This window comes from Streptomyces sp. NPDC047022 (assembly GCF_040644155.1).
Taxonomy (GTDB): Bacteria; Actinomycetota; Actinomycetes; order Streptomycetales; family Streptomycetaceae; genus Streptomyces.
This window is the reverse complement of sequence record NZ_JBEYVV010000026.1, coordinates 1-14,018: the sequence shown is the minus strand read 5'-3', so window position 1 is coordinate 14,018 and position 14,018 is coordinate 1. Positions and strand designations below refer to the sequence as shown.

General features: G+C 68.2%; 13 protein-coding genes. 6 read left to right on the top strand and 7 right to left on the bottom strand.

Going from position 1 to position 14,018, the window contains the following annotated elements:
* Positions 1-130 precede the first annotated feature (130 nt).
* A complete protein-coding gene (locus tag ABZ845_RS23590) occupies positions 131-1,690 on the top strand; it encodes an FAD-binding oxidoreductase (protein ID WP_360982796.1) in 1,560 nt (519 codons plus the stop codon).
* Positions 1,691-1,768: 78 nt separating this feature from the next.
* On the opposite strand, the gene ABZ845_RS23585 is transcribed toward ABZ845_RS23590, so the two are convergent.
* The 3 genes from ABZ845_RS23585 to ABZ845_RS23575 are packed head-to-tail and all read right to left on the bottom strand — an operon-like array spanning position 1,769 to position 5,207.
* Complete coding sequence (locus ABZ845_RS23585; protein ID WP_360982794.1) at positions 1,769-3,007, bottom strand: ABC transporter permease; 1,239 nt, start codon at positions 3,005-3,007, stop codon at positions 1,769-1,771.
* The gene (locus ABZ845_RS23580) at positions 3,004-3,735 is read right to left on the bottom strand and encodes an ABC transporter ATP-binding protein (protein WP_360982792.1); all 732 of its coding nucleotides are present in this window, start codon (positions 3,733-3,735) and stop codon (positions 3,004-3,006) included. Before ABZ845_RS23580 ends, ABZ845_RS23585 begins: the two co-directional genes overlap by 4 nt.
* Positions 3,732-5,207: a hypothetical protein gene (locus ABZ845_RS23575; RefSeq protein WP_360982790.1), complete on the bottom strand. Its 1,476-nt coding sequence runs from the start codon at positions 5,205-5,207 to the stop codon at positions 3,732-3,734. Before ABZ845_RS23575 ends, ABZ845_RS23580 begins: the two co-directional genes overlap by 4 nt.
* A gap of 91 nt (positions 5,208-5,298) precedes the next feature.
* On the opposite strand from ABZ845_RS23575, the gene ABZ845_RS23570 reads away from it, so the two are divergent.
* Both ABZ845_RS23570 and ABZ845_RS23565 read left to right on the top strand, forming a co-directional pair.
* Positions 5,299-6,042, top strand: a complete 744-nt coding sequence (locus tag ABZ845_RS23570; protein WP_360982788.1) for a response regulator transcription factor — start codon at positions 5,299-5,301, stop codon at positions 6,040-6,042.
* On the top strand, positions 6,039-7,847 hold the full coding sequence (locus ABZ845_RS23565; protein WP_360982786.1) for a HAMP domain-containing sensor histidine kinase: 1,809 nt from the start codon (positions 6,039-6,041) through the stop codon (positions 7,845-7,847). Before ABZ845_RS23570 ends, ABZ845_RS23565 begins: the two co-directional genes overlap by 4 nt.
* Positions 7,848-7,860: 13 nt before the next feature.
* On the opposite strand, the gene ABZ845_RS23560 is transcribed toward ABZ845_RS23565, so the two are convergent.
* Positions 7,861-8,469, bottom strand: coding sequence for a hypothetical protein (locus ABZ845_RS23560; protein WP_360982784.1), 609 nt, complete (start codon positions 8,467-8,469; stop codon positions 7,861-7,863).
* Positions 8,470-8,721: 252 nt separating this feature from the next.
* Between ABZ845_RS23560 and ABZ845_RS23555 the strand changes: the two genes are divergently transcribed.
* Positions 8,722-8,991: a hypothetical protein gene (locus ABZ845_RS23555; RefSeq protein WP_360982783.1), complete on the top strand. Its 270-nt coding sequence runs from the start codon at positions 8,722-8,724 to the stop codon at positions 8,989-8,991.
* Between the two features lie 11 nt (positions 8,992-9,002).
* Here the strand turns inward: ABZ845_RS23555 and ABZ845_RS23550 are convergent, their stop codons facing one another.
* The gene (locus tag ABZ845_RS23550; RefSeq protein WP_360982781.1) at positions 9,003-9,398 is read right to left on the bottom strand and encodes a DUF3592 domain-containing protein; all 396 of its coding nucleotides are present in this window, start codon (positions 9,396-9,398) and stop codon (positions 9,003-9,005) included.
* Between the two features lie 94 nt (positions 9,399-9,492).
* Here ABZ845_RS23550 and ABZ845_RS23545 point away from each other — a divergent pair, with 94 nt between their 5' ends.
* Entirely contained in the window at positions 9,493-9,633 is a 141-nt protein-coding gene (locus ABZ845_RS23545) for a hypothetical protein (RefSeq protein ID WP_360982779.1), read from the top strand.
* Between the two features lie 290 nt (positions 9,634-9,923).
* Here ABZ845_RS23545 and ABZ845_RS23540 read toward each other — a convergent pair whose 3' ends face one another.
* Positions 9,924-10,091, bottom strand: coding sequence for a hypothetical protein (locus ABZ845_RS23540; RefSeq protein WP_360982777.1), 168 nt, complete (start codon positions 10,089-10,091; stop codon positions 9,924-9,926).
* A 569-nt stretch (positions 10,092-10,660) separates the two neighbouring features.
* Between ABZ845_RS23540 and ABZ845_RS23535 the strand changes: the two genes are divergently transcribed.
* Entirely contained in the window at positions 10,661-11,215 is a 555-nt protein-coding gene (locus ABZ845_RS23535) for an SMI1/KNR4 family protein (RefSeq protein ID WP_360982775.1), read from the top strand.
* A gap of 1,235 nt (positions 11,216-12,450) precedes the next feature.
* Here ABZ845_RS23535 and ABZ845_RS23530 read toward each other — a convergent pair.
* A complete protein-coding gene (locus ABZ845_RS23530) occupies positions 12,451-13,815 on the bottom strand; it encodes a hypothetical protein (protein ID WP_360982773.1) in 1,365 nt (454 codons plus the stop codon).
* Positions 13,816-14,018 lie beyond the last annotated feature (203 nt).

The window sequence follows — 14,018 nt, the reverse complement described above, 5'->3', positions numbered from 1 at the left end:
CGCACCGGTGTGATCGATGAGTGTGTCGGGCGAGGTGGCCGCAGTTCACCTTTGTTACTGTGCGGCCCCAGGAAGCGCCTGTGAAGGGCTGAATATCGGCGTATCCCGGCCGAGAGGATCCGGACGCACCATGCACGACTTTTCTCGTCGCGGCCTGCTCAAAGCAACTGCGGGCGCCGGCGCCGACGCGGTCGTCGTTCCGGGTGTGACGGCCCTGAGCGCCCCGGACGCGATCGCCGCGGACAACGGGCACGGTGGGCACGGAGGGCACGGAGGGCACGGAGGGCACGGAGGACCAGGAGGCGGAAAGTGCGGTCCCGCGCAGCTGACCGGGCGCATCGTCCGTCCCGAGGATCCCGATTACGCGGACGCGAGCCTCGGCTGGGACGAACTCTTCTCGCACCATCCGCTCGTCATCGTGTTCGCCCGGAACACCCAGGACGTGGTCAACGCCCTGGCGTGGGCGAGGCAGAACGACGTCGCGCTGCGGGTACGCAGCGGTCGCCACAGCCTCGAGGGCTGGTCGAACGTCGACAAGGGCATCGTGATCGACATCAGCGAGCTGAAGTCGGTCCACATCGACAGCGATGCGCGGATCGCGACCGTCGGCTCCGGGCTCGACCAGCTGGAAGCGGTGACCACGCTCGCGCGGCAGGACCTCGCGGTGACGACCGGTACGGAGGGCAGCGTAGGCCTGGCCGGTGCGACGCTCGGCGGCGGATTCGGCTTCCTCACCCGCTGGCTCGGCATGGCCTGCGACAACCTTGTGGGAGCCGAGATCGTCATCCCGTCGGGCGCCGGGTGCGCCGAGGTGATCACGGCGGATCCGCACCGCAACTCGGACCTGCTCTGGGCGCTGCGGGGGGCGGGGAACGGCAACTTCGGCATCGTCACCTCGCTCACCTACAAAGTGACACCGCTGAAGAGCGTCGCCTATGTGCGGGCGACGTGGGCAGGGCTGGGGCACCTGAATGAGGTGTTCGACATCTGGCAGCGTACGGCGCCGTTCGCCGACGACCGCCTCGGAACGCAGCTCGAGATCCACAAGAACGAGATCCTGCTGTTCGCGGTTCTCGCCGAGGGAACTCCGGCTCAGGCGCAGCGGATGCTGGCCCCGATTCTGGCCGTCGACAGCCCGAAGGTCCGGACGCAGGAAGGAAACTGGGGCGACATCTACGCGGGATTCCAGATCCCGACCGCGGATGAACCCGCGAACTGGAGGTTCTTCTCGCAGTTCACCAGAAAGCCGTTCCCGGCCGCAGCGATCGACGTGATCTCCTCGTACATGCAGACCGCCCCGACGAGCGACAGCAACTTCTTCACTCAGGCATTCGGCGGGGCGGTCAGGAAAAGCCCCAGCGGAGGCACCGCGTTCCCGCACCGCGACGCGCTCTTCTACTCCGAGCCCGGAGCCGGCTGGGGGAGCCGCAACAGCGGACATCCGGGCGTTCGTGACCCGCTCACCCCGCGGGCCCAGGCGTGGATCGCCGAGTTCAGCCAGGCGTTGCGGCCCTATGCGCACGGTGCCTACGTCAATGTGCCGAACATCGGCATGCAGGACTGGGAAACCGCCTACTGGGGAACCAACGTCGACCGGCTCCGCGAGATCAAGGCGAAGTACGACCCCGACAACGTCTTCCAGTACGAGCAGAGCATCCGCCCCGCGACACCGCCGCACGAGCACGGATGACCTGCCGCCCGGCCCGCGCTCCGCTGGGACCGGAGCGCGGGTCGGGCGGTGGCGGCGGGACGTCGAGTTCCGCGGGTCTCAGGCGGAGGCGAGCGCCTCGGTGGGGGTGAGACGGGACGCCCTGATCGAGGGGTAGACGCCCGCTGTCACTCCGACCAGGATGGCTCCGCCGAAGCCTTCGGCCACCGAGGCGACCGGGATGACCACGGGCCAGTGCTGGTAGGTGACATAGCCGATGGTCGCCAGGATGCCGAGCACCACACCGGCCAGTCCGCCCAGTGCGGACAGGATGACCGACTCGGTCAGGAACTGGTTGCGGATCTGGCCGCGGTGGGCGCCCAGCGCGCGTCGCAGGCCGATCTCCCTGCGGCGTTCGAGGACGGAGATGACCATGGTGTTGGCCACGCCGATGCCGCCGACCAGCAGTGCGACCCCGGCCAGGCCCAGGAAGAGGGCGGAGAAGTTGGCCTCGGCGTCGCGCTTCGCGGCCAGGGCGTCGGACGGTCGGCTGACCTGCACCATGCCCGGTAGCTGCGGGTACACCGTGGCGGGCAGGACGGCTCGGACGGCCTCCATCGCGCTCTCTCTGGCTTTGACGTAGACGACCGTGGGATGCCCGTCGAATTGCAGCTCAGTGCGGGCGGCGTCCCAGCCGACGAGGACGGAGCGGTCGATGTCCGGGGAGAGCGGTGTCGTGGCGAGGATGCCGACGACCGTGAACCAGTGGTTGTTGATGAAGATCTGCGGGCTCGGCTGCCCGGGGCGCAGGGGCTCGATGCCCAGCCGGGTGGCGGCGACCGAGCCGAGAACCGCGGTGGGGAACTTCTCGTTGCTGGGGGTGAGGAAGGTTCCCGAGCTGACGGAAGCGTTCAGCGCGGGGAGGAGGTCGGTTCGGCTCGCCAGAACGGTGAGTCCGGCGTAGTCGTCCGGAGCGATGCGGTCGGACCGGTGGACGGTGGCGTGGGTGTTGGCGACGGCGCTCGCCATCGTCACGGGGCCGATGCGGGCGGCCATGCGGTCCGCATCGGGCAGGAGCAGGACGGGGTGATCCTTTTCGGGCTGGGGCTGCACCTTGAGCATGTTGGTGCCCAGGGCCGTGAGCTGGTTCAGCAGGGCCGCACGGCTGGAGGCCGGGATGCCGGTGACGACGATCATGGTGGCGATGCCGATGGAGATGCCGAGAGCCGACAGGGCGGCCCGCATCTTGCGCGTCCGGACACCGAGCAGGCCCAGTCCGAGGACGTCCAGCGGGCTCAGCCGTACGGGCCTGGTGGCCGCCTCGGCAAGAGCCGCGGGGGCTGAGGAGCTTGAGTTCATGACGGGCTTCCCCCGCGGGTGTCGGCGACGAGGCGGCCGTCGCGAATCTCCACCCGGCGGGGCAGGCGCATGGCGATGTCCGTGTCGTGGGTGATGACCGCGATGGTGGCACCCTCGTGGTTCAGAGTGGTCAGAAGGTCCAGTACGGCCCGGCCGTTGGCGCTGTCCAGCGCGCCGGTGGGCTCGTCGGCCAGCACCAGGGCGGGATTGTGCACCAGTGCGCGTGCGATGGCGACGCGCTGCCTCTCACCGCCGGAGAGCTGGCGGGGCAGATGCCCCGCACGGTGGGCCAGGCCGACCCTGGCCAGCGCCTCCAGGGCGAGCGGGCGGCGTCGGCGGCGTGCCACCCCGGCGTAGAGCAGGCCGGTCGCGACGTTCTCGGCGGCGGTCAGGCCCTCGGTGAGGTGGAACTGCTGGAAGACGAAACCGAGCAGGCGGCCGCGCAGCGCGGAAAGGCGCCGGTCGGAGAAAACCGTCACGTCCTGGCCGCCGATCTCCACGACGCCGTCGGTCGGCCGGTCCAGGGTGCCCATGATGTTGAGCAGCGTGGACTTGCCGGAGCCCGACGGGCCGACGATGGCCAGCAGTTCACCGGTGTCGACGGTCAGGGAGACGTCGTCGAGGGCCTTCACTCCGCCCGCGTACACCATGCTCGCGCTCCGGACCGCCAGAACCGGTCCGGAACCGGTGTGCACCGGCCCGGGACCGGTGGGCGCGGCGACGGTCATGACGTCGTCACCACTTTCATACCCGGGCCGATGCCCTCGCCGGTGATCTCCACCTGGCCCTTGGCGAACAGTCCCGTTTTCACCGCCACCAGACGGCCGTCGGGAAACTGGACGGCGTACCCGCCTCCGCTCAGCGCGAGGAGCGCTCCGACCGGTACGGCGAGCACGCCCTTGCGGGTGTGGGTGCTGAACTGCACCTGGACGGATGCGGAGTTCAGGCGGCTCACTGCGCTGGTGTCGTCCAGCGTGACGGTGACGTTCACGCGGGAGGTTCCGGACGAGGGGTCCCCTGAGCCCGCGTCCCCGGACTGCACCGTCGTGCTGATGGCGGAGACGGTGCCGGGCGTCGTCGAGTTGTCGGGCAGGACGACGGTCACCTTGTCGTTCTGGTTGATCGAGCCGACCTGGGTCGGGTCGACCGGCACGGACACCAACTTGACCGTATTGGTGACCGACAACAGCGTCCCGGTGGCTGCGGCGCCGGGGTGGGCCTGCACCGCGCCGACGCGCACCGCGCCGCTGGTGACGTACACGTCGCCCGGCCCGAGTACACCGGTGGGGGACATGCCGACGTGGGTCTGCCACGCCTTGATGGCCTCGATGAGGGAGTCGGTGAGCACGGCCTCTCCCTGTTTGAGCTGGGTGTGGACCGTGGCGGGAGCCGGGCTCGCCGGGGCGCCCCCGGCCGGCGCACCGCTCGGGGCCGTCCTCGGGGGCACGCTCGTATCGGCCGGTGCCGAAGGCTTCTGTGACGGACCGGCCTGAGCCGTAGGCTTCTGCGACGGACCGGACCGAGCCGAAGACCGGTGCGAGAAGACGGTCTGAGTCGCGGACTGATGCGAGGAACCGGACTGAGCCGAAGGCTTCTGCGGCGCATTGGACTGTGCCGGACCCGTCTGCTGCACCGGTTCGTCGATCCAGGAGCCCGGCGCCAGCTGGGTACCGACGGCGTAACCCAAGGCCTTCAGGTTGTCGGCGATCACCTTCACGTCCCGACCGGCGACGCCCTTGGTGTCGAGCGTACGGAACAGAGGGGTGGAGCCGTAGAGCACGGGCACCGGGCGATCGTCCAGCCGGTACAGGGACTCGCCCCTGGACACCGTGGTGCCCACCCCGGGCAACTGGGTGACCACACCCTCCTTGCCGCCCATGACCGTCACCGACGGGCCGAAGCCGAGCGACCCTTGCAGTGACAACGCGTCGGACAGGTCGGTCCTGACCACGGCGACCGTCGCGTTCCGGGCCGCGCCGTTCGACGTCGCGCCCGTCTGTCGGCCACCGCCGTTGCTCGCGATCAGCCCGACACCGGTCCCGCCCGCCGCGAGAACCGCGACGAGCGCGATGACCAGCCGCTTCTTCCCTCTCTTGCCGCTCCCCTTGTTCCCGGCTTCCGGGTCCTGGAGCTCCGATGGCTCGGCCGGTTCGTATTCGACGCGGTGCTTGCGGACGTGCCGCAACAGATCGGGGGACATGGCGGCCATCGTGGCCAAGCGATATGAGGATGCTGTCAGGTTGACATCAGAAGCGTGTTCGATGTTGAGCGGCGTCTTAGGGTGAGCCTTTGTGTGTGCACATATCCTGGTGGCCGAAGACGACCTCAAGCAGGCCACGGTCATCCGCCGCTACCTTGAGCAGGAGGGCCACACCGTCGTAGTCGTCCACGACGGAGGCTCCGCCATCGATGAGGCACGCCGCCACCGACCCGATCTGCTGGTCCTTGACGTGATGATGCCCGTGATGGACGGACTGCAGGTCTGCCGCGTGCTGCGCCGGGAGTCCGAGCTCGCCATCCTGATGCTCACGGCCCTGGGCACCGAGGAGGATCTCCTGCGGGGGCTGGGGCTGGGGGCCGACGACTTCATGACCAAGCCCTACAGTGCCCGGGAGTTGATGGCCCGCATCCGGACCCTGCTGCGGCGGGCCCGGCGCACGGCCGAGGTCCGGGCTGAGCCGGTGGACGAGACGGTGCTGCACGTCGGTGCCCTCACGATGGACATGGCACGGCATGAGGTCCGGTTCGGTGCGCGGCGGGTCGAGTTGACGGCCGGTGAGTTCCGGGTGCTGTCGGTCATGGCGGCCGCGCCGGACCGTGTCTTCACCCGCCGGCAATTGCTCATGCATACGCGGGGCGCCAACGCCTTCGTCACCGAGCGCACGATCGACGTACACGTCCTCAACCTGCGCAAGAAGATGGAACCCGACCCTCGGCGGCCCGCCTATCTGCTGACCGTTGTCGGTGTCGGGTACAAGCTGACCGACGGCTCGGACGATGTGGACGGCCCGGACGGCCTCCGGGGCGAGCGGTGAGGACCGGCGCCCGCGCGGTCGGAGTCCCACTGCGCAAGAGCCTGCTGACGAGGCTGCTGGCCGCGTCGTTGCTCATAGCCGGGTGCGCCTTGTCGGCCACGGCGTGGCTCGCGGTGCAGACGACGAGCAGTGTGATCCGCGAGCAGAGCGGGCAGGCCCTCACCGACGACGTCGCCGTGTACCAGACGCTGATGGACTACGCGGCCACTCATCCGCGGTGGGACGGCGTCGACCGGACGGTCAGGCAACTTGCCGCACGCACCCACCGCCGTATCACTCTGCGCGATCTCCAGAGCCCCGGGGGCAGGCTGATCGCCGACTCCTCCCCGGGCGCGGCCGGGCCGCACTCGGCTCAGGCGCTCGCGGTCGTGGACCCCCTCCAGACCGACCCCGCGCTGATCCGCGACACGCGGGCGGACCGCATCTATCCCAAGGCGCTCGGCCCGTTCCGGCTGACGCCCGCGGAACACCGGCAGCTCGTCCTCATGGCGAAGAAGGGCGTGGACTGTGTGCGCGAAAAACTGCAGCTCCCCATAGCCGTCGCACTGGTCGACGTCCCCGGCGGGCGCCCCCGGGTCCAGGTCTCCGGAAGCAGCGACTACCAACTGAAGGCATCGCTCGTCTGCCGGCTCTACCAGCTCGACGACCCCACACCGACCGAGTCGACGGCGCTCGCCCATCTCAACACGCTGATCAGCGGCTGTCTGCGGCGCCAGGGCCTGCGCACGGTGAAGCTCGGCCTCGATTTCACCCCCACTCCGCCGCCGGAGGACGGCGCCATCGGCACGGCCACGCAGAACTGCATCGACACCAGCCGCCGCGAACAACTCGCTCCCTACGTCGCACCGGTGGCGCGGGTGTACGTCAGCAGGTCGAGCGGCTCGGCGGCGGTGTGGCGGTTCGACTTCTCCGCGGCCAACGCCGCCCGGATCGTCGGCGTCACCGCGCTGGTACTCGTCGTGACCACGGCGGTGACCGCCGCTGTCGGCCTCCGTATGGTCAGGCCGCTGCGCGCGCTCACCGACGCGGTCCGCCGGCCGGGACAGACGCACGTACCGCTGCCCGTGGCGGCGGACGACGAGATCGGGCGTCTCACGAGGGCGTTCAACGACCTCTCCGCGTACCGCGAACGCATGGAGGAGCAGCGCAAGGCGATGGTCAGTGACATCGCCCATGAGCTGCGGACCCCGCTGACCACCATCCGCGGCTGGCTGGAGGCGACGCAGGACGGCGTCCTGTCGGCCGAGGACGAGGTGACCGCCTCGCTGCTGGAGGAGACCCTGCTCCTCCAGCACATCGTGGACGACCTGCAGGTCCTGGCCGCGTCCGACGCCGGCACGCTCGAACTGCACCTGGAGTACGTGGAGGCGGGCACGATTCTCGAGCATGCCGCCACCGCGTACGGCGGCCATGCCCAGTCGGCGGGGGTCGCCCTGGAAGTGTGCGCCAAGGACGATGTCTGGGTGTTCGCGGACCCGCTGCGTCTGCGGCAGATCGTGGGCAACCTGGTCTCCAACGCTCTGCGGCACACCCCGGCCGGCGGCACGGTGTCCCTGCGCTCCCGGCGGAAGGGCAAGACCGTACTGATCGAGGTCGCCGACACGGGCAGCGGCATCGCTCCGGACGATCTCCCACGGGTGTTCGACCGCTTCTGGCGGGCCGAGCGCTCCCGCAGCCGCCGGACAGGTGGCAGCGGCCTGGGTCTGGCCATCGTGCGTCAACTGGTCGAAGCGCACGAGGGCGAGGTCACGGTGACCAGCACCCTCGGCGCCGGAACGGTCTTCACGCTTCAGCTGCCGACGTGATGCGCCGGGCGGGCTACTCGTGCCCGCCGTACGCCTTGACCTGGCAGGTGCGTATGGCGTCATCGAATCCGGGAAGCGACATCTCATCGCCGCTGACCAACCCCCAGCCGCTCTGCTGGGTGTCCACAACACTCTTGATGCCCTTGCTGTTCATGCAGTTGACCATCTCCCGCGTGTCGTCGGCGAAGTGGGGGTTTTTGTCCGGATCCAGTTCCGGAGGCTGGAGCGGGTCCTTGGAATGGCATTCCTTCTCGCCGGGCCGTGGCTTCCCGCTCTTGGCGGCCTCCACCCACTTCTGCTTGTAGTCCGGCCCTACCAGCTGCTTGAGACAGGAGACATAAGCCTCCTCCATGCGGTTGATCTCGTCCTGGCTGCTGTCCAGCCGGATCTGGGGCCGGCCCGCGTCCGGGTCGGCGGTGCCGGTCTTGGCCGCTGAGCCGGACTTCCCCTGCGTGGGCAGCGAAGCGACGTTCCCGTCGCCGCCTGATGCGCCGTCCGACGTGCCGCCCGAGCCGCCGCATCCGGTGAGGAGGGCGACGGCGGTCGTACCGGCCGTGACGAGCAGGGTGGTCCGCGGAAGGGGACGGGGCCTGGACGCTGTTCGAAAGGTGCGCGTCTTCATGGCGCTCATGGTTCACGAGCGATGTTTGCTTCCTGTCAATGCTCTGTCAGGGAGGTGTCCGGCCCCGACACCCCGAAAGGATCACCGCAAGCTCCAAGGGCAGTGGAGACTGTCAGGAACTTCTCCCCGAGGCGATCAGGAGCCCCAGTGAACGACATGGAATTCTCCGAAGCTGTGGAGACAGTCCTGCGGGACCTCCGGGCACAGTGCGCGGTGCAGCCAGATATACGTTGGGACGACACGATCGGGATCATGCTCTGGGCCCCGGACGGTTCAGGCCAGGGCCTGACACCGCATCCGGACGGCACCGCCGCAGAGTTGCTCGTGCACCTGGCAGATCAGGTCCAGGACTGGGCGGTGGAGGCACTGTGGTCCGAAGGTGCATCGGCGGTATGGCCGCAGTGCCCGACACACCCGGACGCGCATCCCCTGACGGCCACTGTCCGCACGGACGCGGCGGTGTGGGTATGCCCGAAGAGGGGAACGACGGTGGCGCGGATCGGGGAACTGAAGAGCCACTAGAGCGGGCGCGGTCAGTTCTTCAGGGCGAGCAGCACGGCGCCGCCGGCGAAGACCACTGCGCCCAGCAGCATGTACACCGCCGGCCCCATCATGTCCTTCCACATGAGCACCCGTGCCACCTGGGGGTTCCCGCCCTCGTACACCACCTGAACCTCAAGTCCCCTCGCCAGGTTCGCCCCGGTCCCGCTCTCCCGGGGCGAGAACTCCACGCGGTGTCCCTGCTGGTCGACAAAGGCGATGACCGGCACCCAATATTCGTCGTCCCGCGTGTGGTCGACCACGACACCCTGGGTGCGAATACCCGTCCGCCGCAGCCGCCGCACCACGGCAGCCTCCCGCACCGCGAAGCCGAGCAGCAGCAGGGCAACGCCACCGCACACCGCCGCGCCCAACGAATTGCTCACCATCGACCGCCCTTGCCGCTTCGTCCGGCGCTTCGAGTCCTCGCACACGGGAGGACGCAGCACCCCCCCGAGACGGGTTGCCTCGGGCAATGTGTCGTTGATCGACACCACCACCACCGTCGTCGCCACCATCCCCGTCGGCACCGGCCCGAGCGGTATCGCGATCACCGCGGGGAAGGGAAAACCCCACAAGCCCCACAAGCCCGAGAAACCGAAGAAGCCCGGCCACCACAGATGACAGCAAACAGGGCCCCAAGACTCAGGAACGATCCGCATCCGTGATCGAAATCCTGACACGGCGTCTGGCACGACGGCCCTCTTCGTCCCGAAGCGGCTCGGCTGAGTGTGAGACCAAGCCCGAGGAAGATGCGGGTGCGCCGACGTGGGGCGGTCAGGTCGTCTCGTACCGCTGCCGTGCGGGGCCGCCGAGTGCCGCTGCCGTCCGCCGTCGTTGCCCTCAGCGTGCCGTCACTGCCGTCAGCAGCATGGCGACGAAGAGGCCACTGGACAGCCATGGCGCTGGCACAACTACCTCTTGCAGTGCTGGCAGGCCGTGAGCCCTCGCTTCTTGGCCTCGTCCTCGGGCATCGACTTCTGCCCCAGGTGGGTATCTTGCTTTCCGTTCAGCGACGGGCAATCAACGTCAGTGTGGTACTTGGACCGGTAGTCCCCGATGCGTACGTGGACGGTGCTCATGAGCCCTCCTGAGCTGCTACCAAACAAAAGGGCACTGCCGAAGGCGGGCGGTTGCTGTGGTTGCTGTACTTCGCTGCTGTACGGCAACCGGCTCCACATCATCGGTCCTGCCGCCGTCGCCTACGACGCGACCCCCCGGCGCCGGCGACGGCGATGCAGAAAGTGCCGCCTACTGTCATAGGGAGGTTAGAAGCGAAGGGCCTCAGAGGGGGGTGTTCAAGGAAGGCTCGGTCGAACGCAATTCCGATCAGGGCGGCTGTCAGTCCGATCGCCCACAAGAGCAGTACCTGCAACCATGTGCTCCGGGTGCTCAGCCAAGAGGTCATTGGATCATCATGCACCCGACATGCCGCCGACCACAGCCCCCTCCCTTCTGCTTCCCAGCTGCGCGGGGGCGACTGACCGCCCCTGACTTCGCGCCGTATCGCCGGTTCGGAAGACGCAGTACGTGGGTGGAGGTCTGGTGGGCTGGTCAGACGGGCTACTGGGGGCATGTGCGGTTGGCCCCGGTCGGCATGGTTGCTGAACTTCGCTGCTGCACCGCACAGACATCTGCGATCATCATCAGAGTGACCGATGACGAGGTGCTGGCGGCGGTCGAGGCCCGCGTTCAGGCAGGGCGCCCAACGGACCTGCGCGGCAGTCTGCTCACGCCGGCACCCGCATCCGCGGAGGCGCTGGCGGAGGCAGAGCGCATCATCGGTTACCCACTCCCGCCTCTGCTCCGCCGCCTCTACACGGAGGTGGCCAACGGCGGATTCGGTCCCTTCGGCGGCATCGAAGGCCTCCGCGACGGATACACGAGTGACGGGCCAAGCATGCTGGAGATGTATCTCCAGTACGACGAGCCCGATCCGTATCCAGAAGAGCAAGCGCCACCTTCTCCGCCTCACGGGGTGCTGTTGTTCTGCGACCACGGCTGTGCCACGTGGTCCATGCTCGACTGCCGACGCCCGGAGGGGCAGATGTGGTGGTGGGACCAGGGAGAGCGACACAAGTGCGACCTGACGCTCCGTGAATGGCTGAGCATGCGGCTCGAAGGCAAGCTTGAGCACGGCATCGCGGGCGACCTCGCGCTGGAGGACGACGAGTCTTGGTACTGGCCTGAGACCGACGGCCACTGAGCCCATTGCCACGGTGGGTCTCGTGGCAATCTCGGCGGGGTCCTCGACGACCCGGTCAAGCGCCGCTCTCCGGGTCTTGGAGCACCAGTTCGGAAGATCGCGTATGCGGATGCAGCCTGAGCCGGCAAGTCGTCGGCCTGGCGCTTCTCGGGTCGGTGGCCGCTGCTCCCCGCTATTCCCTGCCGCGTCCTGTCTGATCGGGCATGTGAAGGGCACACGTGCCACTCTCGGCCCTGCCACGGCCCTGCCACGGCCCTGCCGGGGACCGTCCCCATTGTCTTCGGCGCCTCCTGCGACAATGCCGCGACAGTGACGGTAGTCATGAGGCAGGGGGAGGACGGCGTGCTTCTCCGTGGGGTGCTTGCACTGATCGCGGGCAGCGCTTTCATCGTGGTGGCCTGTGGCTATCGCGGCGTGGACGTCTGGGTGTGGGACTGGGCAGACGTGACCTTTTCGCCGCGTTACGGGACGCGATGGAGGACGCCCTGGGAGAGCCCTAAACGCATGAGACTGCAGTTCGGATTCATGGGAGTCGGGTTGGTGATCCTCGGACTGGTGACCTTGACGCGCTGACAGCGCGGTAGGAAGCGCGCCCGGCGGAGCGGAGCGCAGCCGGGGCTTGAACCCTGGAGCAAGTTGTAGCTCACTGGCTGACGGCCTTGTGGATCTCGGTGGGCCTGCGATTAGAACGGAGGGTCTTCGCACGTCAGCCTCGTCCGTAACCTCGTTGGCCACTGAGGCAATCCACAGAAGCAGCTCAGCGCGCACGCACCCAGGGAAGGAGCGGCGGTCCTTGTCCACCGTCCGGGTTGTGCGTGGATCCGAAAGGATCGAGGTCACGAACAAGGCCGCGGGCAGGGTCGCCTGGTAGAGCGTGTTTTGGTGGTGCAAGGTGGTGGCGAAGCCCGCCGCCGACGACAGTCCGAACGACTCCGCCGAAGCGCGTTGAGACTGCGAACGTCGAAGGGCCCCACTGCGAACAGTGGGGCCCTTCGACATCGTGCCCGATGAGGCACTGGCGGAGGAAACGAGATTCGAACTCGTGAGGGGTTGCCCCCAACACGCTTTCCAACTGTCCGTGCGGTCATGCAGGGGCGTTCATGGCGGTTCGTGTGGCAGGTCAGACAGGGCGTGCGTACGGGGGCGGACGGTGGCGGCCACTGGTGCACTGGACAAAGACCAGGACAACGAGCGGCTCGAGGCTGAGGTCTCGGGTAAGCCGCGCGGGGGGAGTGTCAGCCGACGCAGCCAGTGGGGATGACGGGGCTGAGAAGGCAGTTCGTGGGAATGTTGCCGGTGATGGTGGAACCGGCGGTGGAAACGAACTGGGTGTCGGTCCACACCCCGCCGGGCGCGGGCGCGATCGGGGCGATGTTGTTGTTCACGCTGGACGTGATGAGAGAGACGGTGCCCCCGGTGTTGTAGAAGCCTGCGGGGGCGGAGCCGGTACCGGTCACCTTGTTGGCGTCGATGTGGGAGCCGGTCACGTTCACGGTGACGCCGTTGGTGGAGTTGGCGGTGTAGAGGCCGCCGCCTTGGGAGTAGCGGCCGGAGGCGAGGTTGCCGGTGAGGGTGGTGCCGTTCTGCAGGGTCAGCGTGGCCGCTCCGTTGAGTCCTTCTGCTGCGATTCCGGCGCCCTGTCCGAAGGCGCCGACGAGCCGGTTGCCGTGGACGGTGGTGTTGTCCAGGGTGAGGGGGCCTCCCTGGACGAAGAGGCCGCCGCCCCGGTTGCTGAGGCCGTCGTTCGTGAAGCCGGTGAGGGTGTTGCCGCTGATCGTGGAGTTCGTGATCGTGCCGCTCCCGGCGCCGTCCGCCTCGAAAACGATTCCGGCCCCGCCCGAGGTGCTGCTGGTGACCCGGTTGTCCGCGATCGTAGTGCCCGTGATGGTCAGCGGACCGGAGACGATGGCGTTGAGGCCGCCCACATTGTGGGTCGCGGTGTTGTGGCTGATGGTGCTGTTCGTGATGGTCGTGGGCTGGTTGGTGGTGGTGGCGATGTTCACGCCGCCGGAGCTGATGTCGGAGCGGTTGCGGGTCACGGTCACCGAGGTCAGGGTGACGGTGACGTTTTGGGTGGCATTGATGCCGCCTCCGGTGCTGCCGGCGTGGTTGTCGCTGATGGTGCCGCCGGTGAGGGAGATTGAGGAACCTCTCGTGGCGAAGATCGCGCCACCGAAGCCGGTGACGGTGTTGCCCTGAAAGTTCACGTTGGTAGTGGTCAGGGTGCCGCTTGCGGGAAGGTCCACCCCGCCGCCATTGCCGGCGCTGCCGTTCATGACGGTGAGGGTGTCCATGGTCAGGGAGGTGGCGCCGACCACGAAGATTCCGAAGTTGGTGGTGGCGTTCGGGTCGCGGCGGATGGTGGCATTGTGACCGTGGATGGTCAAAGCCGCCGTGATCGTGGGGAGGGTACCGTCGGCGTCGGTGAGCGTGTACACGCAGTATGACGTCAGGTCCAGGATGTGGTCGTTGGCGCCGGTGTTGGAGTCGTTGATCGCCTGGATCAGGGCCGTGTCCGAGCAGGCCACCGGCGTATTCGCGTGCGCCGGAGCCGCCGCGACTCCAGCGAGCAGTACTCCCGCCGCCATGCTGATACTCACACTTCGCCGGCTCATGGGCTTTCCTCCGCTGGCTCGTCCGGACCTGTCCGGTCCGCCGATGCGGAACGGCAGCACTCAAGCTAATCAGCGCATAAAGGGATCAAAGCCGACATGCCGCCATGGATGGATAGTCATACGGACGATCCGCGGCGCCCTGGCCCGCAGCAAGACGAAGGCCCCGGACCAACACGGTCCGGGGCCAT